The 23,848-nt window shown below is 45.0% G+C and carries 21 protein-coding genes; 12 read left to right on the top strand and 9 right to left on the bottom strand.

Translation table 11 applies throughout. From position 1 onward, the window contains the following. Positions 1–94: 94 nt before the first annotated feature. From glmM to NDI42_RS12640, 4 genes are all read right to left on the bottom strand, one after another. Positions 95–1,582, bottom strand: a complete 1,488-nt coding sequence (gene glmM, locus NDI42_RS12655) for a phosphoglucosamine mutase (protein WP_190456425.1) — start codon at positions 1,580–1,582, stop codon at positions 95–97. 304 nt (positions 1,583–1,886) lie between these two features. Then, positions 1,887–3,812: a HAMP domain-containing sensor histidine kinase gene (locus tag NDI42_RS12650; RefSeq protein ID WP_190456423.1), complete on the bottom strand. Its 1,926-nt coding sequence runs from the start codon at positions 3,810–3,812 to the stop codon at positions 1,887–1,889. 95 nt (positions 3,813–3,907) lie between these two features. Next, the gene (locus tag NDI42_RS12645) at positions 3,908–4,207 is read right to left on the bottom strand and encodes a DUF7734 family protein (protein WP_190418175.1); all 300 of its coding nucleotides are present in this window, start codon (positions 4,205–4,207) and stop codon (positions 3,908–3,910) included. A 379-nt stretch (positions 4,208–4,586) separates the two neighbouring features. After that, entirely contained in the window at positions 4,587–6,026 is a 1,440-nt protein-coding gene (locus NDI42_RS12640; RefSeq protein ID WP_190456421.1) for an NCS2 family permease, read from the bottom strand. Positions 6,027–6,269: 243 nt separating this feature from the next. Here NDI42_RS12640 and NDI42_RS12635 point away from each other — a divergent pair, with 243 nt between their 5' ends. Continuing rightward, a complete protein-coding gene (locus NDI42_RS12635) occupies positions 6,270–7,790 on the top strand; it encodes a dolichyl-phosphate-mannose--protein mannosyltransferase (protein WP_190456419.1) in 1,521 nt (506 codons plus the stop codon). A gap of 53 nt (positions 7,791–7,843) precedes the next feature. On the opposite strand, the gene trmB is transcribed toward NDI42_RS12635, so the two are convergent. Continuing rightward, positions 7,844–8,476 carry a tRNA (guanosine(46)-N7)-methyltransferase TrmB gene (trmB, locus tag NDI42_RS12630; protein WP_190456417.1) on the bottom strand — a complete coding sequence of 211 codons (633 nt, stop codon included), beginning with the start codon at positions 8,474–8,476 and terminating at the stop codon, positions 7,844–7,846. A 325-nt stretch (positions 8,477–8,801) separates the two neighbouring features. On the opposite strand from trmB, the gene NDI42_RS12625 reads away from it, so the two are divergent. From NDI42_RS12625 to NDI42_RS12610, 4 genes are all read left to right on the top strand, one after another. After that, positions 8,802–9,905 carry a metallophosphoesterase family protein gene (locus tag NDI42_RS12625; protein WP_190456414.1) on the top strand — a complete coding sequence of 368 codons (1,104 nt, stop codon included), beginning with the start codon at positions 8,802–8,804 and terminating at the stop codon, positions 9,903–9,905. A gap of 135 nt (positions 9,906–10,040) precedes the next feature. Continuing rightward, positions 10,041–10,172, top strand: coding sequence for a hypothetical protein (locus NDI42_RS12620; protein ID WP_277876851.1), 132 nt, complete (start codon positions 10,041–10,043; stop codon positions 10,170–10,172). A gap of 337 nt (positions 10,173–10,509) precedes the next feature. Further along, complete coding sequence (locus NDI42_RS12615; protein WP_277876850.1) at positions 10,510–11,238, top strand: acyltransferase; 729 nt, start codon at positions 10,510–10,512, stop codon at positions 11,236–11,238. Positions 11,239–11,412: 174 nt separating this feature from the next. Next, entirely contained in the window at positions 11,413–12,126 is a 714-nt protein-coding gene (locus NDI42_RS12610) for an acyltransferase (protein WP_190456412.1), read from the top strand. Positions 12,127–12,164: 38 nt separating this feature from the next. On the opposite strand, the gene NDI42_RS12605 is transcribed toward NDI42_RS12610, so the two are convergent. Then, a complete protein-coding gene (locus NDI42_RS12605) occupies positions 12,165–13,436 on the bottom strand; it encodes an FIST signal transduction protein (RefSeq protein ID WP_190456410.1) in 1,272 nt (423 codons plus the stop codon). Positions 13,437–13,841: 405 nt separating this feature from the next. Here NDI42_RS12605 and NDI42_RS12600 point away from each other — a divergent pair, with 405 nt between their 5' ends. Together NDI42_RS12600 and NDI42_RS12595 are read left to right on the top strand one after the other, a co-directional pair. Continuing rightward, positions 13,842–14,063 carry a Calvin cycle protein CP12 gene (locus NDI42_RS12600; protein WP_190418163.1) on the top strand — a complete coding sequence of 74 codons (222 nt, stop codon included), beginning with the start codon at positions 13,842–13,844 and terminating at the stop codon, positions 14,061–14,063. A 207-nt stretch (positions 14,064–14,270) separates the two neighbouring features. Continuing rightward, positions 14,271–14,873 carry a DUF3177 family protein gene (locus tag NDI42_RS12595; protein WP_190456408.1) on the top strand — a complete coding sequence of 201 codons (603 nt, stop codon included), beginning with the start codon at positions 14,271–14,273 and terminating at the stop codon, positions 14,871–14,873. 600 nt (positions 14,874–15,473) lie between these two features. Here the strand turns inward: NDI42_RS12595 and rppA are convergent. Further along, on the bottom strand, positions 15,474–16,166 hold the full coding sequence (gene rppA / locus NDI42_RS12590; protein ID WP_190456406.1) for a two-component system response regulator RppA: 693 nt from the start codon (positions 16,164–16,166) through the stop codon (positions 15,474–15,476). A 431-nt stretch (positions 16,167–16,597) separates the two neighbouring features. Here rppA and NDI42_RS12585 point away from each other — a divergent pair, with 431 nt between their 5' ends. The 4 genes from NDI42_RS12585 to NDI42_RS12570 all read left to right on the top strand — a co-directional run bounded on the left by NDI42_RS12585 (position 16,598) and on the right by NDI42_RS12570 (position 21,704). After that, positions 16,598–18,655 carry a 5'-nucleotidase C-terminal domain-containing protein gene (locus tag NDI42_RS12585; RefSeq protein WP_190456405.1) on the top strand — a complete coding sequence of 686 codons (2,058 nt, stop codon included), beginning with the start codon at positions 16,598–16,600 and terminating at the stop codon, positions 18,653–18,655. Between the two features lie 259 nt (positions 18,656–18,914). Then, complete coding sequence (hisG, locus tag NDI42_RS12580) at positions 18,915–19,556, top strand: ATP phosphoribosyltransferase (RefSeq protein WP_190456402.1); 642 nt, start codon at positions 18,915–18,917, stop codon at positions 19,554–19,556. Between the two features lie 14 nt (positions 19,557–19,570). Continuing rightward, positions 19,571–19,804 carry a hypothetical protein gene (locus NDI42_RS12575; protein ID WP_190456400.1) on the top strand — a complete coding sequence of 78 codons (234 nt, stop codon included), beginning with the start codon at positions 19,571–19,573 and terminating at the stop codon, positions 19,802–19,804. A gap of 64 nt (positions 19,805–19,868) precedes the next feature. Continuing rightward, the gene (locus NDI42_RS12570; protein ID WP_190456398.1) at positions 19,869–21,704 is read left to right on the top strand and encodes an ABC transporter ATP-binding protein; all 1,836 of its coding nucleotides are present in this window, start codon (positions 19,869–19,871) and stop codon (positions 21,702–21,704) included. 322 nt (positions 21,705–22,026) lie between these two features. Here NDI42_RS12570 and NDI42_RS12565 read toward each other — a convergent pair whose 3' ends face one another. Then, a complete protein-coding gene (locus NDI42_RS12565) occupies positions 22,027–22,494 on the bottom strand; it encodes a hypothetical protein (protein ID WP_190456396.1) in 468 nt (155 codons plus the stop codon). A gap of 222 nt (positions 22,495–22,716) precedes the next feature. Between NDI42_RS12565 and NDI42_RS12560 the strand changes: the two genes are divergently transcribed. Continuing rightward, positions 22,717–22,878, top strand: a complete 162-nt coding sequence (locus NDI42_RS12560; protein WP_190456394.1) for a hypothetical protein — start codon at positions 22,717–22,719, stop codon at positions 22,876–22,878. A 65-nt stretch (positions 22,879–22,943) separates the two neighbouring features. Here the strand turns inward: NDI42_RS12560 and NDI42_RS12555 are convergent, their stop codons facing one another. Further along, positions 22,944–23,666: an alternative oxidase gene (locus NDI42_RS12555; protein ID WP_190456393.1), complete on the bottom strand. Its 723-nt coding sequence runs from the start codon at positions 23,664–23,666 to the stop codon at positions 22,944–22,946. Between the last annotated feature and the right edge of the window lie 182 nt (positions 23,667–23,848).

The raw sequence follows: 23,848 nt of genomic DNA, 5'->3' as shown, positions 1-23,848 counted from the left end.
GCTGCCTCAGGTTTATATTGGCAAATAAAATAATTAGGAGGACAGGCTTTTCCTATCCTCCCAGTAAGATTTAATTGAGTGGATTGCTGATGTCTCAGGAGACGGCTAGGTGTTGCTCAACCGCTAGTACCAGCTGTTCTGTCCAGTGGTACGTGAGTTCGGCGCTTTGGGCTTCTACCATAACGCGGATGAGGGGTTCGGTGCCAGAGGCGCGAACTAAAATTCGTCCAGAGTCTCCCATTGCGGCTTCGGCTTTAGCGATCGCATTCATCAATGGATCGCACTCTTGCCATCGCCGACGGCGATCGCGATCTTCCACTCTCACGTTCCGCAACACCTGCGGATATGTCTGGAAGCTTTTATCTACCAATTGTGATAGGGATTCTCCGGTGCTACGCACACGAGCCGCCAAATGTAAAGCGGTCAGCAGTCCATCTCCGGTGAGGCTGTAATGGTGACAAAGGATATGCCCTGATTGTTCGCCGCCCAGTTTTCCCCCTGTCCGCAGCATTTCTGCCTGGACGTATTGATCGCCTACAGAAGTCCTAACAAATTTGCCGCCTAGCTGTTTCCAAGCCAGCTCAAAACCTAAATTTGCCATCACCGTCGCGACAATCAAATCCCCAGGCAACTGCCCCGATGTTTTGAGGGTTGTTCCCCAGAAATAAAGGATATAATCGCCGTCAACGACGCGACCTTGGGAATCAACTGCCATCACTCGATCAGCATCCCCATCAAAGGCAAAACCTATATCTGCACCGTGCTGCTTTACGGCTGACTGGAGGAAGGCCAGGTGAGTGGAACCGCAATTAACGTTAATCCGATCGCCATCAGGAAGATCGTGCAAGCAAATAACCTCTGCTCCCATAGCTTTAAATACCGCAGGTGCCAGATGCACAGCAGCACCCCAAGCGAGATCCAGCACAACCCGCAAACCTTGTAATTTTATCGATGGTTGCAAACTTTGCTGAAGCGAGTCAACATAATTTCTCACCAATTCCGGTCGATGATAGTGCTGTCCCCAACTTTTATTTAAAATTGCAAAATTCCCATTTCCTCTCAACCCCGCTTCAATCTCCTGCTGCATCGCCGGGAGCAGTTTCGTACCATCTGAGCCAAAAAACTTAATCCCATTATCTTCTGGCGGATTGTGGCTGGCAGAGATCATCACTCCTCCCACCGCATCCGTTGCGCTCACCAGATGAGCAACGCAGGGAGTTGGGCATAGCCCCAAATTCCAAACTTCAAGCCCTGCCGAGGTCAGACCATCAGCAAGCGCCATCGCCAACATATCGCTAGAGTTTCTCGAATCCTGCCCAATAATCACTGGCCCGGCTGTTTTTGCCGATGCTCGCAGCACTTGTCCTGCCCAGAAGCCCACTTGCAAGGCGAGCGTTTCACTCAGCAGTTCTCCGAATTTTCCACGAATCCCATCTGTGCCAAACAGTGGTGTGGCTGGTAATGCTAGGGGACTCGAACCAGCTCTAAGATTAAGGTTTTTTACAGCTGGTGCCGCATCAGCCAAAGACAAGGTAGATTCAGACAGGCCAGAGGGCTGAGTCCGAATAGGGGATGAAACCATATTTTATAATCACTCCACACAACACACTTACAGTGGAGAATAGCACTTTCAGGATTGACACTCTACTGCTATAGGCACAGATATTTAGCCGCTTGGCAGTTACACTAGGTATGGTGGGACGATTTTGAAGGCAGGTTGCTTTCTTGTCCTGCCTCTGGGTTCACCCCATATAGCTTTTTATATATTTTCTTTCAATTGCCGAATATTAAGTATTTAAACCCAGATTCAGAATCTGAGCCAGCTTTGTGCGTTTGGTTCCACATTCGCCCACAGCATGGGAAAAGAGAATGAATGGATTTCTATTTTAAGAATGTTGAATAGGTAATGCGATCGCAAACTCGGTTCCTTGTCCAACCTGCGAAATTACCTCAATTCTACCGCCATGCTTTTCAACAATCTGGTAACAAATGGCCAACCCTAGCCCGGTGCCTTTTCCTACTGGCTTCGTCGTGAAAAACGCTTCAAATAGTTTACCTCGGATTTCTGGAGGAACGCCGGGGCCGTTGTCACAAATCCGCACCAGTACAGATGGGATATTATTTTCTGGAGTTACAGTTTCTGTATGAATCTCTATCTGTTTGACTGGTTGCTCTACTTGTTCTAGCAGAGCATCAATCGCATTGCTCAATATATTCATAAATACCTGATTTAGTTGAGCTGGATAACACTCAACCAAAGGCAAATCTCCATATTTCTTAGTAATTTCAATTACCTGCTTGAGACGACTATTGAGAATCAATAGCGTACTATCAATTCCTTCGTGAATATCGACAGATTTCATAGCAGCTTCGTCGAGACGAGAAAAGTTCCGCAAGCTAAGAACAATCTGGCGGATGCGGTCAGTTCCCATCTTCATCGAAGAAAGCATTTTCGGTAAATCTTCACCCAAAAAGTCTAGTTCAATGGCTTCTATGTAGTCTTGGAGTTCTTGGTCAGGATTAGGATAGCGTTGTTGGTAAAAGTCGATTAAAGTTAATAAATTTTGAGTATATTCATTGACGTATGACAGGTTGCCATAGATGAAGTTGACTGGGTTATTAATTTCATGTGCTACACCTGCTACCATCTGCCCCAGGCTGGACATCTTTTCTGTTTGAATCAGCTGTGCCTGGGTCTCTCGGAGATTTTGCAGAGCTTGATTGAGATCGTCAGCCTGAGATATTAATTCCATATTTAGCTGTTGCAAATCTTCGTGAGCTTCCTCTAGCTGCTCATGTTTGCGCCAAAGTTCGACGGTGCGTTCTTTTACTCGTCTTTCTAATGTCATGCGAGATAGCTCTAATTTTTCGGTATAGTCTTTTACTCGGTGAATTAGATTGTTGAAAGCGATCGCTAATACGCCTACTTCATCTTTGGTGGTGACAGGAGCTTGCAAATCAAAATTAGCTTCCTCCGTCGCTTTTTGCGCTACTCTGGTGACAGCTTCAATAGGACGAGCGATCGCGCGACTGGTAGAAATGGCGATAACTGTAGCGATCGCGATCGACAGTAGCATTACGATAATTGCCACCTTTGTTCCTAAAGTCTCTGCCTCCTGTAGGGCAAGATAGGCTTCATCTTCTGCCTTGCGAGCGATCGCAATCAAGTTTTCTATATTTTCAGAAAATTCATCGAAATCGGTAGCCACGCTGTCGTTTGTAAAAGCGATCAGTGCCTGTTGTGCGGCTGGAATTTCTTCGGGTTTTAAATTAGACCAGTTAATTTGCTTTAAAAGGGCTTCTACTTGCTGAAAGTAGCCTTCTACTTGCTTGTGCTGATTTTGGAGAAATTGCTGCAAATCCTGGCGATTTGTGCTATCTGCTAAAGTTTTTATTTCAGACAGCAGATGCACAACTTCATCTGAATGCTCAATATAGTGGGAATAGTGTTTTTTAAATTCCTCTGGTTGAGATATAAAAGATATAAATTGTTGCTGGTGGTTTCGTGCCTCTAATACGTTAAATCTCAATTCATGGAAAATAAGTGTTTCTTTACGGGCAACCTCTAGCTTTTCCTTAGCATGAATTTCATATAAATAACTTCCTACTATACGCCCAATGTTAGTTCCTGCAATGGCTACAGAAAGGGCAAGGACATAGCCGAAGCCAATTTTTTTTCTAATACTGGAATGATGGATAAGTTTGCTTACCCACTGGGATGAAGGTTGTGAGAGCCTAGGTTGACTCTCTAGCTCAGGATTATCAGCTACAACTTTGCTTCTTGGGGAAAAACCAGGGTCTTGAGGTGGCATAGTCAAGGGTTAAGTGAAATACTTAAATACTATTCTTAACCTGTCACTACTTAAATTTACACTCTTCTTTTACTATCAGCCTAACTTAGTTTTGCTCAAACTCCCACCTCAGACAAGAGCGGTTGCAGTGTCTCCCACGTTAACCCTTGCTGTATATAATGGGGAGAAGAGGGATTATAGGGTGCAAATAGCCTATCAATAGAGATAATTTTTGCATTGTCTGGCAGCACCGGAATATCGGGATCAAAAGCTGTGGGGCGCATCAAAGAACTAGAGTATCCTTTAAAAATGGCAATTTGATCTTCTTCCTCAGCAACTAAAACGGTGACAAGTAAAACCTCTTGCGATCGCTTGACGGTGTACTGTTCCAGACGCTGTGCTACAGAATTGCTCATATAAATTGTTAGTGGTAAATATATAGTAATAAATTATTGCACAACTAGCGAGCTAGTTTAATGATAGATAAAATACCAGATAGTTCCCATGCAGTTTTCTAAATTTGTAGAAAAAGGCATGGTTTTTTATTACCTTATCAATAAATTATTTGAGGCATCGTATTACTAAACTTCTTAATATGATGGGCTTGTCCAAGTTTTTACCTCTGCAATGTGTTGTTTATGGGAAAGAACTTATGTGTAATATAAAGCCTTTTAAGCAGAAAGCAATTTTAGCGGATTACAGAGGACGATATACATTAAAAATTTAGTGAAAGAAGAAGACAAATTGTAGGAAGTAGGAAGCGATCGCGTTTATGAAAAAATGCGATCGCATTCTTCAACTACCCGCTCTTACAGCCATCAACACAAATCTCAGCACGAAAATCCCAGCCAAAATCCACACTGCTAAACTGATTTCATGGGCTTTCCCTTGAAACGATTTAATCAGCGGATAAGTGATAAAGCCAATCGCTAGACCTTCGGCAATTGAGTAAGTTAAAGGCATTAGTAAAATTGTCAAAAACGAGGGAATAGATTCGGCTGGGTCGTCCCAATGAATCATCCGCACATTTCCCGCCATTAATACACCAACAATTAATAATGCTGGTGCTGTGGCGAAAGCAGGGACTGCTGAAAGGAGGGGAATAAAAAATATCGATAGGGTGAATAAAATGGCAGTGACAACAGCAGTAAAACCAGTGCGTCCTCCTTCTGAAACTCCAGCGGCAGATTCAATGTAAGTGGTGACGGTGGAAGTTCCCAAAACTGCACCTACTGTAGTTCCTATCGCATCTGCCATCAGCGCTTCGCTGGCGCGGGGAAGTTCGCCATTTTCATCAATGTAGCCTGCTTGCGTTCCGACACCTGCGAGGGTACCAATGGTGTCGAATAAGTCTATGAATAGAAAGACAAAGATAACGGCGACTAAATCCCAGATATTAGTTCTACCAATTTGACTCAAACCCACGACAGCTTGCCCAAATAAATCTCCAGGCCACTGGGGTAATGCGACAATACCAGAAGGCGCAGGTGCGATGCGAAGAATCCATCCGAGTAAGGCAGTTGCGAGAATTCCCCACAGTAGCGCCCCTTTGATCCGGCGGGCGACAAAAGCGGCGGTGATGAGAATACCTGCGATCGCTACCAAAGTCGTTGGTTGAGCAAAATTACCCAAAGCGGTTTTCGTGGCGGGGTTTGCCACAATTATTCCCGCGCCGCCAGTCTTGGGATCGCCCGCCAAACCGATGTAAGCAATAAATAACCCAATTCCCGCTGCTGTGGCTTGTTTGAGACATTCGGGGATTGCTTTAATAATTTGGCTGCGAATATTTGATAGGGTAAGGGCAATGAAAATTAGCCCTTCGATTAAGACAGCGCTTAAAGCCACCCGCCAATCGATTTTTAGCGCCAAAACTACGGAGAAAGCAAAAAAGGCATTTAGCCCCATCCCCGGCGCAAGGGCAAAGGGATAATTTGCCGTTAAGCCCATTACCAAGGTAGCGATCGCGCTGGAAAGTGCCGTCGCTATTACCAACTCGCCAAACAAATCCTGCGGCTGGGAGAGAAAAATGGCATTTGACAAAATCCCCGGATTGACTGCCAAAATATATGCCATTGTCATAAAGGTGGTGACACCAGCCAACACCTCAGTGCGAAAGTTAGTGTTGAATTCGTCAAACTTAAAGAATCGCGCGATCGCGCCTTCCCAGCCAGACGGCGGCGGAGAAGATCCGCGACTAGCAACGACTTCGCGATCGGTCAAATCATCGTGTTTCATGGTTGTACCCAGCAGCTACTGCACTCAGGATAAACTCTTATTGAATAACTTTTGGGATGATGCTACACAGTTTTGAGGAGGTGAATCCTGAGAGTAGGCGACACCCTCAACGGTGTGGCTACTTGAACAAAAACTGTGTTGGCAGCCTTTAAGCATTAGCTTTTTGTTAGCCTGCTCTTGTCAAGCTTCGTTTGTCTAGCCGCACTGTAATAGGAATATCAGGAATATTTTTAACGTAATTTTATGTCCTCATCGAACAACTTTTCTATCAGGCACCACTGGTTCTGGCTTGGCATGACTGGCGTATTTCTAGTTTCGCTTGCCCTGAGATTTTGGGGTTTGGAACGATTTAACACTCTGGTATTTGATGAAGTTTACTATGCTAAATTTGCCAACAACTATCTAACTCAAACTCGTTTTTTTGATGGACATCCGCCTCTGAGTAAATACATCATCGCCGTGGGGATGTGGATAGGCGATCGCTTCCCTGTGGGCGATGGGATGAATGGATTATCGGGTTCTTTGCGATCGCCTTGGAGTTACCGCTGGCTGAACGGACTCACCGGCTCTTTTATTCCCTTAGTTGTGGGAGCGATCGCTTATCAACTGAGTTACCGCCGCAGCTATGCCTTAATCGCCGCCATATTTGCCGCCGCTGATGGTTTATTCCTGGTAGAGTCCCGCTATGCCCTCAATAACGTTTACCTAGTTATTTTTGGGCTGCTAGGACAATATTTTTTCCTGTTGGCATTAGCTAGCCAATCAACACGACGTTGGTTAACTCTTGCTCTTTCTGGGATGTTTTTCGGCGCATCAGTTGCTATAAAATGGAATGGCTTATGGTTTCTATTAGGAGTATATTTTATCTGGAGCTTTGCCTGGATACTACAATTAGTTAATAATAAAATATTTAAAAATAAAGCTAAAGAGAATCTTTCGGCTGTTACCGATAATTTATCCCCTCTTATTCCCAGAATACCGCTACAAAATTTAACGCAAATAAAGTTAATTCACATTTTAATAAATCTAGCAATAATCCCTTTCCTGTTTTACTCCGTCATCTGGATTCCTCACTTAAAACTAAACCCAGAATTTGGATTTTGGGAGGTGCAAAAGAAAATTTTGACTTACCACCAAGGGGTAGGTGATGGGCCTAAAGTTCATCCTTACTGCTCCCGATGGTACACTTGGCTGTTGATGCTGCGCCCAGTTGCTTACTTTTACCAAACCGCTCAAAATACTGCTGAAACTGTACCAAATTTACCACCTTTGCCTGTAGGTACAGCAAAAGTAATTTATGATGTTCATGCAATGGGGAATCCTATTTTGTGGTGGCTGTCAACAGCGGCAATTATTCTACTGCTGTTGCTAGTAACTCAACGGTTTTTAACTAAAAAAAGTTGGAAATATACACCAAGTGCGTCAACCTGGATAGCCCTGTATTTAGTTTTTAACTGGTTAGCAAACTTGTTGCCTTGGGTGAGAGTGACACGCTGCACTTTTTTGTATCATTACATGGGAGCATGTGTGTTTGCTGCATTGGCCCTAGCTTGGATTGTCGATCGATGGCTATTTAGTCCGACACCTGAGTTTCGCGCGATCGCTATCACAATAATTGTGGCAATTTTGTTAGCTTTTATATTTTGGATGCCGATTTATCTAGGTTTACCTTTATCACCGGAAGCTTATAATTGGAGAATGCCGCGCTTTAATGGTAAATATGTGCCGTTTTGGTTGCGCCAATGGTTGCCAAATTGGGTTTAGAAAAATTATTGCTCGTTCTCCAAGCTTATGCCTAGAGAACGAGAGAAACCTGTTTATTGCTTTTTAAATATGGCGCGATAAACAGGTTCACCAGAAGAAATAGTAGATACTTCGCGCTCAGTCGGGACTGGTAATGGGTTAGGATCTAACCAGGTGTCACCTTGCCTTTGAAAAGCTGGGTGAGATGAGAAGCGATCGCGCATTTCTACTGCTACAACCTTAATATCTGACTGGAAAAATACAACTCCTCCACTAACAAGATATTTTGCTAAAACTTCCACCATCTCTGGCTGCACGACCCGACGTTTAGCATGGCGATTTTTAAACCACGGATCGGGAAATTGAATTGTCACGCGCTGCAAGGTGCCATCTGGCAAAGAACCTAAAAGAGGATTTAACGAATTATTCACATTGCAAAATATGTAGTGGAGATTTTGCAATACAGCGCTTACTTTCCGTTCATTTGCATCTTCTACCAACGGTTCTCGAATCTCTAAACCTAGAAAATTCCAATCAGGTTCCACAGTTGCCATATTCAACAAAAATCGCCCTTTGGCGCATCCAATATCCAAATGCAGCGGTTGTGTCGGATCGGCATAAATTTTCTCCCAGTCGGGAGGATTCACTGGTTCAAGATACTTCTGTGAAAGTGGGTTAACGTGTTGGCGAACTCGGACAGATCCCAAAATTTAAACTCCTTTTTCAAATATTCAACGACTAAAGTCAAGGGGGAACATGCTAAGCCTGAAGGCAGCAAGCTATATAACAATCCTAAATCAGTTGTAACCCTCTCTCTTTTATTTATCTGCGCCCTCTGCGCTTGGAGTGGTTCGTTTTTTACGAATCAAATAGGACTGCTATAGATAATAAGCCTACTCTCCTCCGGCTTAATTTGTGTAGCGCCAGACTGAAGCTCTGCGCCAGCTTTTGTCGTAAGGTAATGTAGCAAAGGTTATGATCTACAGGGATCAGTTATTATTACATCCCCCGATCTTTCTTGGCATTATCTCTATGAGTCTGAATTTTCGCTTTGCTGTAGTCAGCGACTTACACATCGCGCTTCCTCACACTATTTCCGATCATCCCAGCCGATTTCATCTGGTGGAAGTAAGTATCCCAGCACTAGAGATTGTACTAGAAAATCTAGAAAAGCTCGACCTAGATTTTCTGTTGTTACCCGGAGATTTAACCCAAGATGGGGAACCAGATAATCACGCTTGGCTTGCTAAGCGTCTGTTCAAGCTACCTTTCCCAGTCTACGTCGTTCCGGGGAATCATGATGTACTGAGTTTAGTATCAACTGGGCAAAATATTGGGCTAAAAGATTTTCCCTACTACTATCAGCAGTTCGGTTATAAAAATCCAGAGCAGCTGTATTATACTTGTGAAATTTTGCCTGGAGTACGGCTAATTGGGCTGAATTCTAATCAGTTTGATGATCAGGGAAAACAGATAGGATGTTTAGATGAGCAACAGTTAGCTTGGCTGCGACAGGTGTTAGCAGATATTGATGATAATGAGTTGGTGCTGGTGATGGTGCATCACAATGTTGTCGAGCATTTGCCTGGACAATCGCAACATCAGCTAGGACGTAGGTATATGCTGAAAAATGCGCCTTTACTGTTGCAAATACTCCGCGATTCTGGAGTAAATCTGGTATTTACAGGGCATTTACACGTTCAGGATATCGCTTGCGATCGCAATGTATTTGATATTACCACGGGTTCTCTAGTTAGCTATCCTCATCCCTACCGGATATTGGATTTTCGCACCGACAATGAAGGCAGAAAATCCTTACAGATTGATTCACCACGGGTAGAATCTGTGCCAAATTACCCAATGCTATCGCAGAAATCGAGAGAGTGGATGGGCGATCGATCTGTTCCCTTTATGCTCAAACTGCTAACCGATGCGCCTTTAAATCTGCCAATAGCAGAAGCAGAAAAATTAGTCCCAAATTTGCGCTATTTTTGGGCAGATATTGCTAATGGCGACGCTTTATTTGACTTTTCGGAATTTCCTCCCGCAGTAAAGCGATATTTCGAGTCATTTGGCGCGATCGCTACCGATGGCACTCCTAAGCTTATCGACAACTCCACAATTTTATTCATTTAATTTACGATCCCTACTCCTAATATCTACCATTAGGGGGATGGTGTTGAATATCTGCCTTGACTAGATTAAGTCTTAAAACATATAACTTTAGTTGTAGTCTGTCTGTACTCAATTTATAAATTCACTCTCTACATCGTGAAGTCACTAACAGTAGAAGAAAAAAATTGGTTGCAGGAAAGTCGCTATAGCCGTCGTGGAAGTCCTTTATTATTTGCACCGATGGTAAATTTCAACGTGATGGCTGAAGTTGGAGATAATCCACCCTAATTTGGGTCACAGCTATTAAGACACATCTGTGGGAAGTAACTGCGTAGGTTTAAATTACTTCTCCATAAATACCTTACAGATACTACTAAAAACTATACCAGTTTCTAGTAAGTACGTTTTTTGGCTGGAAAGAAATTAATAGCAACCTCAAAGAAGTCTGCCTGATGTATTAACTTCTTTGAGAGATTTTCCCTAAATAATTGCAAGCGATCGCTACTTTAGACTGACTTCATTCAGTCGAAAAAGCTATCCAACAAACTGCAAAATTTGCTACCACAAAAGTTGGTTTTTAAAAACCAACTTTGATTTTACGTAACAACCAGGGAGTGTATTTGCCATGAGTCTTGTTATCAATAATGAAAAATCTCAATTTCCTTCACCAGAACATCATTCTCTTACACGTTTGTCGCGTGTGAAAGAAGCTGTATTGACTATATTATTAGGACAAATTCGGCGGCCCGTAGGCACTATAATGCGGAAACTACTATACCCTAAAATGTTTGGTTGGGTAGGTAAGTCTGTATATATTCAGACTGGGTGTGAATTTATTGGTGCTAGTTGTATTGAGGTTGGGAATAACGTCAAAATTCTCCGTGACGTTCGCTTAAATGCTTGCGAAGAAAATAGTAAGATCCGTATTGGATCTAATGTCTGCCTCGATCGAGGTGTTGATATCAACGTTGTTCCTCACGAAGGTAACTGCCATATTGAAATTGGTGAAGGTACGCACATTTCCCCCTACACCTGTTTAGCTGGCCCCGGTAATATCAAAATTGGTAAAAAGTGTTTAATTGCATCATACGTTGGGATTTATGCAAACAATCATAACTTTGCAGATCCCTCTCGTTATATATGGAACCAAGGAGTCACCCGCAAAGGAATTGTGATCGAGGATGACTGTTGGTTAGGGGCTGGAGTAAAGGTACTTGATGGAGTCACAATTGGTCAAGGTAGCGTCATTGGCGCAGGTGCCGTTGTCACCAAAGATATTCCACCTTACTCAGTTGCAGTTGGCGTGCCTGCAAAGGTAATTCAAAAGCGAAATATTCCTGAACAAGCAGCATAATAGAGAGATTTTAATTAACAAGCTTCCTATTATTCTGCTCCTGTTTATAGCGGTTCTCGGTTGCGTGAGGTACAGTCTCAAAACTGGGAAGCTTGATAATACTAGATTTTGGTGTACCTCACTCGTATAAGAACCGCTATAGTCTAAACAATTCAACCTTGTTGAGGAATAGCAATGACCATTGAAAATACATTACCTTTTCTTTCACAGTGGGCGCGTCGGAAAGAATCTGTAGCAATTGCATCCCTGGGATGGATTCCCTTGTCGCCTGGCTTAAAGTTGCGAAAGCTGCTGTACCCTAATATTTTTTCTCGGATGGGCAACGCTGTTTACATTGAACCTGGAGTTAAATTTAACCATACAAATTGTATTGAAATTGGGGATAAAGTAAATATTCACAGCGGCGTTTACTTAAATGGTCGTGGTAACAACAGTAAGATTTGTATTAAAGAGCAAGTCAAAATTAACCGTGGCGCTGATATCAAAGTTGAAATCAACGGCTATATCGAGATTGGCGAACGTACAAGCATTGGTAGTTACACCTGTCTGGCTGGCAAGTACCTTAAAATTGGCAAATCCTGTTTAATTGCATCGCATACAACCATCTATGCCAGCAATCACATTTTTGCAGATCCTACACGCAAAATTATGGATCAGGGCGTTACCTTTGAGGGAATTACAATTGAGGATGACTGTTGGCTAGGCACTGGAGTAAAGGTACTTGATGGAGTCACAATTGGCCAGGGGAGCGTCATTGGCGCAGGCGCAGTTGTCACAAAAGATATTCTACCTTACTCAGTTGCAGTTGGAGTTCCTGCAAAGGTAATTCAAAAGCGAAATAGTAATTCAGACAACTCAGAAAAAATTACTGCTTTTGTAAGCTCTTAATTTTCTGATTGCCAGCCTCGGCTGGCAATCAGAAAAAATCAGCACTCAGCACTTTTATATTGGCGACATATGCCAAAAACCGAGGTGTAGCCGTGTAGAAAGGTACTACCTGCCACTGGGCCGATTTCGCCATTACAGAAGAAACCTGCCACAGGAATATTTTTCAGATAGCGACGGAACAACTGGGAGTCAAAGTTAGGCTGTTGATAAAGTCGTTCTCCGCGCCCCAGACAGGAGAACATCAAGGCACCTGCTTCTTGGGCGGTGGGTGTCTCGCCTGTGGCTGCTTTTTGATAATGCTGGAGTAGCAGTTCCAGGTCTTCGGCGGAGGTGTGAGCATCTCGGAGGTGGAATTGGATGCGCTGACCGGGGCGGACGCGATCGCCAATAGCGATCGCCCCCACTCTTGGATCTACCCCCAGTAAGTTGCGGATGAGAAAGTCTCCCGGTTCTAGCTGCTGCTTAAACTCATCCCGTACAATGCCCACAAACAGCGAATCCTGCGCCAACTGCCTATCTATCTCGCTTAGGTTCTCAATTAGCTCCTGTAGCGCTTCCAGGGGTGTCTGAGATTGCCCATCGCTGCTGCTGACATCAGCATTATCCTGCTGGGAAACAGACAGCACAATATTCCGCTCCCCTTGAATTACCCGATAAGGCGCACCAATAGGACGACAACCCTGCGCCACAATCGTTTCTAGAACAATATTCCCGCTCAAGGCAACCCCGACAACGCCCTCATCGTATAACTGGTAGTTACAAAACAAACCAGCATTGCCTCCAATGTTGCGACCGCTAGCCAACCCTCCCACCTTTACCGATCCCGGATAAGCAAAATCTAGCCCCTGGAGCAGGTCGTTAATCTTGGAAGAAAAAGGATCACCTAACAAGATGAACTGCGGTTCATCAGCAGGCGATACGCCAACCAGTTCCACCCATTCATCAGGAGGGCTATCCAAATCAGGTAGAGCATTGCCAGCAATATCAAAAGCGTGAACCTTAACCCCAGGCAGATGAGCCAAGGTGAGGCTTAAAGCTGGTTTTCCCTCAACTTCCTCAACTTCGCCAGACGAGTTCATCCCAATAATGCCGCCGCCACCACAGCCGATCAAGGCTTTCGTTTTTAGCCGCTCCTCCAGCAATGGCATCAACCGCGTATACTCACTTGCATAAGCAGAGGAGATAAACACCAAACCCAAGTCAGCAGTTGCTTCTAACGATTTAGTGGCGCGTTCGACCACTTCCTCGACTGCCGCTTCCAAAGAGGGACGGGTTGATAAGGCGTTTGCCCACTTGATCTGGTTAGTCATAGGGATTACACAAAACTCTCACCTAGAAATCCGATGCCTTTGGGTAGATTGGCAGGATGTCAAAGCTTTATCATAAGCCTAACACCAGCACGGGTTAGCTTGGTTATACTACCAGGGCAATATCTCTATGGGGGAACCAAGTTAGTGTAATGGTGTATTAACATTAGTTAATATGAACCTAGATGCGCCAGATGTTGTGTATACTGGCACATCGGTGAGGGAGAAATGACCAAATCTTAAAAGATAAAGATCAATCCAGTGCTGGTACTGCATATTCAGATATGACAAATAAGGAATCATTGAAATAACTGAGTAAGTTAAGTAGTACACCTGACTGGATGGCGCCAAAGGTCGGTATTCACCAGGTTTCCTGAACTGAAAGAAGAAACGGGGACTAATAAAGTCATGAGCAATATCCAAGAACAAATCGAACAAGAACGCGATCAAGCCCGGGCTGTTTGTGATGCCAAGGGTGACACTTCCGGTGAGTGCGCTGCTGCGTGGGATGCTGTTGAAGAACTGCAAGCCGAAGCGTCTCATAAGCGTCAACAAAAACCGAAAAACTCTCTTGAGCTATACTGCGACGATAATCCGGACGCTGCTGAGTGCCGCATTTACGAAGAATAGATTTAACGTGGTGCTAAACGCCGCTATTCCGGCATAGTTCTGAGAACATGAGCAAGGAGAATGTCTAACAAGGGCGTTCTCCTTGCTTGTTTTTTGGGTGCGTTATGCTGTAGCGCGATCGCATAGAGACGCTATGGGCATGGTGCAAGGTGTTAATGGCAGGTAGAATAAATTGGTAAAAATCGCCATTTCTGCCATACACCGCCCATGCAAAATGACATCTGGTTTCGACCGCTAGTTTGGATGGACTACCGACTGGGAGTGTTGTTTACTGTTATCATTCCCCTGATTCTGCTCATTTGGGCTTTTGTCCAGAGAGCTGATGCCATTGTCCGCTTGTTAATTATCTACTGGCGCGTCTCTAGTTTGATGGCAATCGCACTTTACCTGATGATTCCTGCATGGCCTATTGCTTTTGTAGCTTCTTTCGGATCTCGCCTTCTGGTTCCCATCTCTCTCTGGTTTTGGGAAGATATCAACGATGACATTGACGACCGGCCCCTGCGTCCTTTGAAACTAGCGCTAACAGCATGGCGTTGGGCTGTGACTGTTTACCTAACCTTGGGCGCTTTAGCTTTTCTGCCTTTCCTGTCTTGTGCGTTTTCCCCTGGATCGATTAAATCTCCATTTTGCGATGTCTGGTTGGAAGCCCCCAGACTTTACAAACAGTTTTTCCACGCCGGTTCCACAACTTCACCCCAATTTTTAGGTTTTCTGGGAATGGTAGGATTGATAATTTATGTATTGTACTTAAGCTATTTTGTCCTGATTCGACTAGGCAAGCAAGGACGCTCGGCTATGGAGCAGTAATCAAAGAAGTAAAAATTAAAAATTAAAAATTTAATATATTTTTTAATTTTTAATTTTGTCAATGTTGGGTGAGGTTCCTCAAACGCCAAGCCCTTCAACGCTGGGAACACAGCGGAGAGGGTGGCTCCCCAACCTATATCAACTGTTTAGTTTGAATAGTTTTACACTAAGCTAACTATTCAAGTTTCAAGCTGAAAAAACCAAAACCATGATCGTTCTGCGTAACTAATAATAATAGAATTATTAAGCCAGCAGTAACTAGCGTAGTCCACATAGCATAGGGATTTTTTCGAGTGAGCCGGCCCAGAAGCAATGCTAAACCGATAAACAGAATACTCGTAAAAATGATATCTAAATTTCTCAAGTTCCAAGCTATCAATGGATCTTTAAAATCTTCAGGCATATCAACTCTGTTTTTTGTAATTTAATTTTGAGCTATTTTCATTGTAGTCAAGATAAATAGACAACTCAACAGTTAACTCCATTTCCTAGTAGAGCATTATTTATATTATATTTTTATAAAAATTTATACTAAATTACAACTTCAATACAGCGAGCGCAATCCCGTAGGAAGAATTGAACAAGCGCGATCGCTATTGTTCAACTACCATCGCCAAAACGATAACCTTTGCCATAAACAGTATGAATTAGTGGTGTTTCCCCAGATGCTTCAATTTTGCGCCGCAACAGGCGAATTAAAGCTGCTAAAACGTTGCTGCTCGGCTGTTCTCCGGAATCCCACAAATGGTGATAAATTTGGTTATGAGTTAGCAACTGCCCAGCATGACGCATAAAATAGGCAAGCAGTTGGCTTTCCTTTTCCGATAGCTCAATGGTGCGTCCTCGACGATATGCCAGCTGGTTGTCGCAGTCAAGCTCTAAATCTGTTACGTGAAGTATATTTGATGCTGATGGTGCTATAGACGCATCAGCAGCCGAACGCCGCAACAAGGCGCGAACTCTTGCTAATAACTCCCGCAGTTCAAACGGCTTCACCAGATAATCATCAGCACCCGCGTCCAACCCCAGAACTCGGTCGTCTAGAGTATCTTTGGCAGTGAGAAACAGAACTGGTGTGGTAAGTTTGAGCGATCGCATCTGCTGACAAATCTCCAACCCAGTCATTTGCGGTAGCATCCAATCCAAAATCAGCAAATCGTAACCGCCTTGCATTGCCATCTGGCTGCCATCTGCGCCATTATTAGCCACATCAACACTGTACCCCTCACGCTTAAGTAAGCGAGAAAGCGGTTCAGCAAGCTCAATTTCATCATCTACCAAAAGAATCCGCATAACTAGCTATGGCAATTTCTTTATGAATCATAAAATTTTCTTCTTCCGAGACGTATATAACGCCTCGAAAAAAGGACAGACTCGCCACAACCTATAAAGGAACTGCTTATCAGCTTTTAGCTACTTTTTTCGACCCATTGAGTATAAAAACTGACAATCCGTTTAATGTATAAAGCTTTTGTGAAGCCATCGGCTGTTTATATGAAGATTAAGTAAATATTAAGTTTATTAATCTCTTCTTTACTAGAAGTTTATCAGATATTCAGAACTAACTCGTACAAATACGTATAGGGTAGTTACTTAATCTTTATTAATCTAACCCCGAAAAAGTGGGGAGAAATTGGAGCAACCCATAGGGCGCGATCGCTACCTATTAGCGACCCAACCTTCCCACTTGCAGAAACCTAAGTAATTGAAGGGAAATAAATAAAATGTTTCAGCAACTTTCTGGTGGCAAGCGCTGGTTGCTAGTATCCAGCTTGAGTTTAACCAGTGCCTTAGTATCCACCACAACACACGCCCTAACACTCAACCTGCTGCACTTCAGCGATGCCGAATCCTCCCTGCTAACCCGGACTGGCACTGTTTCCCCAACGACCACGCCACCGACCACATTTGAGTATAGTGGCGTTGGCTTGTTTGCGGATTTAATCGATAGGCAACGCAACGCCAGCAGCACAGATTTTGACCTACTGGTGACAGCTGGAGATAACTACTTATCAGGGCCGCAATTCCAGGCAAGCCTGAGCCTCCCAGAAGGGCAGCAATTCTACGATGCAAAAGCACTAGAACTATTTAACATTGATGTCGGTGGCATCGGCAACCACGAATTTGACTTTGGCCCAGATGTGCTGGCTAGATTCATCGACCCGGAAAGCGATGGTACTGGTTTCCGTCCCTTCGTCTCCTCCAACCTGATTATTCCAGACAACAATCCCCTCAAAGGATTGATTCAGCCCAGTACCATTGTCACCAAGACCGTTAATGGAGTGCAAGAGCGACTTGGTGTTGTAGGCGTGACAACCCCATTACTGCGCTCAATTTCCAGCCCCGAAGATGTGGGGACAATCGGTGACGTGGTAGGTACTCCTGGTTTTGCCGCCTTAGCCAACCAGGTGCAGACCGAAGTTGACAAACTAACTCAGCAAGGCATCAATAAAGTTGTACTGGTTTCTCACCTCCAGAACATCAACGAAGAAAAAGCTCTAGCAGGTCTACTCAAAGACGTAGACATCATCGTTGCAGCTGGCAGCGATACTCGTCTAGCAAATCCAGATGACTCTTTGCTGCCCCTTACGGGAGAAACGCCAGTTCCCTCTTACCCCCTGATCTATGACTCCAGCACTGGCACACAGGTCAACAGTCTGGCTGCGGTGACGGGCGAACCCGTGCTGATTGTTTCCACAGATGGCGAATACAAATATCTGGGCAACTTGCAGGTAGAGTTCGCTGATGGTAGGGTTACAAGCATTCTAGAACCAGAAAGTGGCCCCAAGCGCAACACAAGTCTAGATGGGCTGACTCCTCGTCAAGATTTGGTAGAGCAAGTTCAGAACCCAGTTGCCGCATTTGTTGATAGGCTGAAACAAACACCAGTTGGAGTAACGAATGTAGCTCTGGACAGCATTCGTACCAATGTTCGTGCCAAAAGTACGCTTGCTGGTAGTTTGATTGCTGATGCTGTGCGTGATGCTGCCCGCGATGGTGCAGAAAGTGTAGGTTTAGATCCAGAAAATATTTTAGTAGGCATTCAGAACGGAGGTGGCATTCGCAACGATCGCCGTTTCTTGCCCGGTGATACGATCTCAGAGTTTGACACTTTCGATGTTCTGCCCTTCTCGAATTTTGTCTCAGTAGTTACAGACATCACAGCGTCAGAACTGCTGGAAATCTTAGAAAGAGCCGTTTCTGGGCAAAGTGCACCCGATGTGGGTGGTGGCGGTCAATTCCTCCAGCTATCCGGGTTAGAGGTTGTTTATGATGTTACCAGCCCTGCTCAGGTGGTGACTGCGGATGGCATCATTACTACTCCTGGCTCGCGCATTCAGAGTATCTTCCTCGATCCTGACAATGACCGGACGGGACAATTCCTCTATGATGTGGCTCAGGGTGGCTTCCTGCTAAACTCTGACCAAGGACTCTTCGATCTGGCAACAATTAACTTTACCGCCAACGGTGGGGACAACTTCGCAACTCTGGCGAATATTCCTCAAAATCGCAAGTTCACGCTCTCAGGTGTTAGCTACCAGCAAGCTCTGGAACAGTATATCCGCGAAAATCTGGGAGGCACAATTGATGAGAGCGATATTAAGAGCGGTGAAGGCATTCGTGTCCGCGATGTCTCATCCTTGGTTGCTCCTGCAACTGGGGGTCAGGTAATTGTACCTGGTGATGGCAATGGTGTTTCCGTGCCAGAACCGACTACGCTACTAGGTTTAGTGGCAGTTGGTCTAGGGCTTACTCGCCTGAAGCGTCGTAGGGGTAACTGAGTAACAATGCCCTTCACCCCCTTCTCCCATCATCAGAGAAGGGGAGCCAGAATAACATTTTAGAGTTTTCTTTTTACCTTCTTCCGGCAAGAGCCGAAGGCTTAGGGGCGAGAAATCCAACTAAAATAAGGGAGAGGATAGGTAGCGCGATCGCGCTACCTATCCTCTAAGTCTTAAATCAGTGCCATTCTTCTTCAGAGTGACGGTGCAAAGTGTCAGCTTTCAGCTACCATTTTGCAGGACGTTTACTGCACTATTCATGATTACTGTTGCATTGCCCAAAGGCGCACTCTTATCTGATAGCATTCGGCTGTTGCAAGCTGTCGGACTAGATTTTAGCGCCTTTCAAGATTCTGCCAACCGCCAACTCCAGATTGAAGATCCCACAGGTACAGCTAAAGCGCTACTGGTACGGGCGCAAGATGTCCCTGTTTACGTTGAATATGGGCAAGCGCATTTGGGAATAGTCGGCTATGACGTGCTGCGGGAAAAAAATCCCCTGGTAGCTAATTTAGCCGATCTTCAGTTTGGAGGCTGTCGGATGTCCGTGGCAGTACGTGCCGAAAGTCCATACCGTTCTGTGCTGGAATTGCCGCCTCATGGTCGAGTCGCATCTAAGTATGTTCACTGCGCCCACGAATACTTTGATAGCTTAGATTTACCTGTAGAAATCGTGCCTTTGTATGGTTCAGTGGAACTAGGGCCGATTACGGGAATGTCCGAGGCGATTGTCGATTTGGTTTCCACAGGTCGCACTCTACGAGAAAACGGCTTAGTAGAAATTGATACACTATTTGAGAGTACGGCGCGGCTGATTGCCCATCCTCTCTCATATCGTCTGAACGGTGGCGATATTCATAAATGGGTGGAACAGTTGCGAAGCGCAACGTTGAATTGTTAGGAGTAGGCAACTAGATGGAAGAAACTATTAAAATTCGTGCAGTTGACAAAAGTGATTGGAGTTCAGTTGTCGAAGGTTTTGACATCGAGACGATTCAGGACGTACTAGAGGTAGTTGGTGCTGATGGGCAAAAAATAGGACTCCTCTGCGAAGGCGAAGACGGCAATTCGTACATCAACGGACAACCAGAAACTGCCTACATATCTCTCCAGGCAGCTGCCACTGCACTCCTGAAGGGGAAAGAATAAGGTTAGTCATTAGTCGTTAGCGATTAGTTAAGGGCTAATGACTGAAGACTAAAGACTAAGGATCATGACTCAATCCCCGCTTGTTTCGGATAATTTGGCAAAACCGCGTCGGCGCGAAAGCGACTGGCGGCTTTTCCTACGACTAGCACCCTATGCGCGTCGCAGTCGTGGTCTACTAATAATTTCTCTCATATTGTTGCTGCCGCTATCCGTAGCAGGAGCTATTCAACCAATCATAATCGGGCAAGCAATCTCGTTGATTCGCTCCGAACAAGTTTGGCCTTTTCTCCGGGGTAAACCTTTATTAGATGGGATCAATATTCTCTCGCTTTTACTGCTGGTAACAATGGTAGTAAGGCTGGTGTTTACAGCAATCCAAGGTTACACGGTGCAGAAGGTTGGGCAGCAAATTACCGCAGAAATTCGTACCGATTTATTTAACCATGTAACCTCTCTGGCAGTGCGGTTTTTTGACCGGACACCAGTGGGGAGATTGATTACGCGCCTCACCAGCGATGTAGAAGCCTTGGGGGATGTCTTTTCTACGGGTGCTGTTGGGATTGTCAGCGATTTAGTCTCGATTTTGGTAATTGCTATCACCATGTTTGCCTTGCAATGGCAACTGGGATTGATGCTGGTGCTGTTGTTGGTACCAGTAACAGGTTTGATTATTTACTTCCAGCAGGAGTACCGCAAAGCTAATTACAAAGCTAGGGACGAACTTTCTGCGCTTAACTCGACGCTGCAAGAAAATATCGTTGGTGTGAACGTGGTGCAGTTGTTCCGGCGGGAGAAATTCAACGCCGAACTGTTTCGCACTACCAACCAGCGATACGTCCGTGAAGTTGATAAAACCATTTTTCACGACTCAGCGGTATCGGCGACCCTGGAGTGGGTTGCCTTGGTAGCGATCGCTGGCGTACTCTGGTTAGGCGGCATCCTGATTATGGGGAATTCCATAAATTTTGGCACCCTATCAGCTTTTATCCTGTATGCCCAGCGTCTATTCGATCCCTTGCGTCAATTTGCCGAAAAGTTCACCGCGCTGCAATCTGGTTTCACCGCTGTCGAGCGCATCACTGATATTCTAAGTGAGCCGATTGAAATCCGCGATTCAGAGTCGTCATTGGCAACGCTCAACGGACAACGGACAACGGACGACGGACGAAAAGGTGAAATTCGCTTTGAAAATGTCTCTTTCGCCTACAAAAATGATGAATACGTCCTCAAAAACCTAAACTTCACCATCAAGCCTGGTGAAAAAGTTGCTCTAGTTGGCCCCACAGGTGCCGGAAAAAGTTCTATTATCCGTCTGCTGTGCCGCCTTTACGACACCACCCAAGGTCGTATCTTCCTTGATGGGATAAACATCCGGGACTTACCGCAACAAGAACTGCGGGAACACATGGGCGTTATTCTTCAGGATGGTTTTCTCTTCGCTGGCGATGTCAAGAGCAATATCACGCTGGGAGACACCTATTCATTCGAGGAAGTTAAGGCAGCAGCTCAAAAAACCAATGTTGATAGTTTCATTGAACAGCTGCCTCAAAGCTACGACACCCAGCTCAGAGAACGAGGCACTAATATTTCTAGCGGACAAAAGCAGTTGTTAGCTTTCGCCCGTGCTGCTATCCGCAATCCCCGTGTCTTAGTGTTAGATGAGGCAACGGCAAGTCTGGATGTTGCTACAGAAGCTTTAATTCAGGATGCTTTAGATAAGTTGCTAGAAGGACGCACAGCTATTATCATCGCTCACCGACTTTCTACTATCCGCAATGTGGATCGGATTTTGGTGTTGAAGCGTGGGCAATTGGTGGAGTCGGGCAGCCACGAAGAATTATTGCAGCAAGGCGGCCTTTATGCGAGTTTGTACAAGTTGCAAATGCTGGGAAATGATTAAGGTATAAGGAGATTTCTCGAACCCCCTCTTAAAAAGCTACGGCGTACACACAAGTGGCAGACCTAACCCCCAGCCCCTTCCCTGCCAGGGAAGGGGAGCCGGAGGGAGCCATTTTGAAAGTTCCTTTGGGTGTTGGAGAGGGGTTTGGGGAGAGGTCTGCTGACTTGTGTGTACGCGGCTTAAAAAAGGGGCTTTTCTTGTTCTCAGTCCCCCGTCTGGAAATGGCGCTACTGTGAGGCTCACGTATTCTCAGCTTTCGCGAGGCTTGTGGGAGGCACCTTTAAGAGTTGCGTTTCAGTCGGAAACTGGGAAGGAGGAAGACTTATTCTTGTACGGAAATGGTGTAATTTCGCCGTTTCCCAGCGTCTATAGAACCCACCCAAATGCGATATCTACCAGCTTTCCAACCTGTATCTTCGACGCTGGCATCCTTACGGGAGCCAGTATCGTCGCCACAGCGAATAACGTTGGATTGTCCTCTGATTAGTAGAGTTGTGTCTTGTCCTCCGCTGTCTACTTGTATTTTTAGGCGGGGATAATCTTTCTGCAAGACTAAAATATGATCGGGATTTGGCGAACCATAACCGATACAAGGGTTTCCAGAGCGATCGCGATTTGCAATTGATGTCAGGGAAAAAGAGCCGCCAGTGTAACCTGTGGCAACCCTTCTGGCATTTCTCCGCTCGGCTGACATAATTAAATTATCAAAATTTGCTTCTTTCGCTAAAACGGCTGTAGCGCTTAAGGCTGAGATTAAAGCTAAACTACCAATAACTCTGAATCGCTGCATTGCAGGTACCCTCCTTTTCAACCACGGATTTAATTTTCTACCCGCAGGTGAGTACGAGTACAGATAAGACTACTTACCGTTTTAATCAAGTTTATGCAATTTGTGCTTAGCACAAGTGACACCTATTTGTCTGCCACATTTACAAAGTGTTTCGTCGAAAAAATGCTCAGTGAACCAGAAAGAGAAAGTAATTTTTATATCGCTTTAGTTTAGGAGAGTTTTATGCCACTGGTTATCTTGACTGTGCTAATGTTAACCGCCAGCTGGATATTTTCGCAAATTCTAGTTTTGTGGCCTTTGAGTATCGTGCATTTGGTATCTATACCTAACTGGTTGATTCTTACAACTTTGGTGGTGTTATTCGTCTGGTGCTTTGGGGAATAATATTTTTTAGCCTCTCATCCCCTTCTCAGTGCAAACGGAGAAGGAGATGAATGCTGGAGAATCAGTTAACTTTTAGCAGTGGCTAACTGATACTCAACCTCGGCACCTGATAGTTGAGGCAGGAGAACCTTCTGTTCGGTGTAAGGTAGGGAATGGGGACTCTGGAAAGTATTTTGAGCGTCGGTTTTTTGACACGCGATCATGGTTTTGACGTGTTGGTCTTCGTCATCCCGAATGTTGACAAAAACATCATAAAGGTTGTCAACTACAGGCCGTCGAGATTCAGGTACTACACCAGTTTGAAACTCATCAAATAGGTAGAGATCGCCGTCGCGGTAGTAGTGAATTGCTACTTGCGGTGCAGGTTGCGCCTTTAGTTCAGCTTCATGCTCTTGCAAGAACGTCGCGTAGGTATGGTAGGCGTGTTCTTCCACCATTTCCATGAAGTTGTAGGCGGTGCGGGGCGAAACGATGTAAAGTGCTACAACTACCCAGTAGTAAATTAGGGCTGTAGTTCGGGCGAGAGCGCGATCGCTCCAATGTTGGTTCCCGCCTAAGGATTCCATAATCAGCAGGTGGTGCAGTTCGTTCCAAGATTCGGCAAAGTGAACTTTCAGCCAGTCAGCTTTTCTCCACCATCCCATACTTTCGTAAAGGTGCAAGACTGACAAAAAGGAAAAGTAGGGGACGCGAGCCACTGTTTCTAATACGTAGAAGCGTTGATAAGGGCGATCGCGATAAAGCGTGTCGATAACAAACACTAGCACGCTAACGAGAAATCGAATCATAAAACCTCTCGCAGGAGTGATAAGAATGGCTGACAATTCAGCCTGGAGGAAGATGTTGTGTTGTTCACTTTCTTTCTGTTACTTTGATCGTAGCGATTCCCATGCTGAAGGGCATCGTCTGAGTGAGGGAATTAGGGTGAGAATACCGAATAGTATAGTTCGGGTGGGGCAAGGTTGATTCC

This window comes from Funiculus sociatus GB2-C1 (assembly GCF_039962115.1).
GTDB lineage: Bacteria > Cyanobacteriota > Cyanobacteriia > Cyanobacteriales > FACHB-T130 > Funiculus > Funiculus sociatus.
Note: the sequence above shows the minus strand (reverse complement) of the source record. Positions and strands in the feature narration are given on the sequence as shown.

What these genes read in the sequence shown, in the direction of transcription:
- glmM (WP_190456425.1), bottom strand. Translation starts at nt 1,582, where the DNA reads ATGGTTTCATCCCCTATTCGGACTCAGCCCTCTGGCCTGTCTGAATCT.
- NDI42_RS12650 (WP_190456423.1), bottom strand. Translation starts at nt 3,812, where the DNA reads ATGCCACCTCAAGACCCTGGTTTTTCCCCAAGAAGCAAAGTTGTAGCT.
- NDI42_RS12645 (WP_190418175.1), bottom strand. Translation starts at nt 4,207, where the DNA reads ATGAGCAATTCTGTAGCACAGCGTCTGGAACAGTACACCGTCAAGCGA.
- NDI42_RS12640 (WP_190456421.1), bottom strand. Translation starts at nt 6,026, where the DNA reads ATGAAACACGATGATTTGACCGATCGCGAAGTCGTTGCTAGTCGCGGA.
- NDI42_RS12635 (WP_190456419.1), top strand. Translation starts at nt 6,270, where the DNA reads ATGTCCTCATCGAACAACTTTTCTATCAGGCACCACTGGTTCTGGCTT.
- NDI42_RS12625 (WP_190456414.1), top strand. Translation starts at nt 8,802, where the DNA reads ATGAGTCTGAATTTTCGCTTTGCTGTAGTCAGCGACTTACACATCGCG.
- NDI42_RS12615 (WP_277876850.1), top strand. Translation starts at nt 10,510, where the DNA reads ATGAGTCTTGTTATCAATAATGAAAAATCTCAATTTCCTTCACCAGAA.
- NDI42_RS12610 (WP_190456412.1), top strand. Translation starts at nt 11,413, where the DNA reads ATGACCATTGAAAATACATTACCTTTTCTTTCACAGTGGGCGCGTCGG.
- NDI42_RS12605 (WP_190456410.1), bottom strand. Translation starts at nt 13,436, where the DNA reads ATGACTAACCAGATCAAGTGGGCAAACGCCTTATCAACCCGTCCCTCT.
- NDI42_RS12600 (WP_190418163.1), top strand. Translation starts at nt 13,842, where the DNA reads ATGAGCAATATCCAAGAACAAATCGAACAAGAACGCGATCAAGCCCGG.
- NDI42_RS12595 (WP_190456408.1), top strand. Translation starts at nt 14,271, where the DNA reads ATGCAAAATGACATCTGGTTTCGACCGCTAGTTTGGATGGACTACCGA.
- rppA (WP_190456406.1), bottom strand. Translation starts at nt 16,166, where the DNA reads ATGCGGATTCTTTTGGTAGATGATGAAATTGAGCTTGCTGAACCGCTT.
- NDI42_RS12585 (WP_190456405.1), top strand. Translation starts at nt 16,598, where the DNA reads ATGTTTCAGCAACTTTCTGGTGGCAAGCGCTGGTTGCTAGTATCCAGC.
- hisG (WP_190456402.1), top strand. Translation starts at nt 18,915, where the DNA reads ATGATTACTGTTGCATTGCCCAAAGGCGCACTCTTATCTGATAGCATT.
- NDI42_RS12575 (WP_190456400.1), top strand. Translation starts at nt 19,571, where the DNA reads ATGGAAGAAACTATTAAAATTCGTGCAGTTGACAAAAGTGATTGGAGT.
- NDI42_RS12570 (WP_190456398.1), top strand. Translation starts at nt 19,869, where the DNA reads ATGACTCAATCCCCGCTTGTTTCGGATAATTTGGCAAAACCGCGTCGG.
- NDI42_RS12565 (WP_190456396.1), bottom strand. Translation starts at nt 22,494, where the DNA reads ATGCAGCGATTCAGAGTTATTGGTAGTTTAGCTTTAATCTCAGCCTTA.
- NDI42_RS12560 (WP_190456394.1), top strand. Translation starts at nt 22,717, where the DNA reads ATGCCACTGGTTATCTTGACTGTGCTAATGTTAACCGCCAGCTGGATA.
- NDI42_RS12555 (WP_190456393.1), bottom strand. Translation starts at nt 23,666, where the DNA reads ATGATTCGATTTCTCGTTAGCGTGCTAGTGTTTGTTATCGACACGCTT.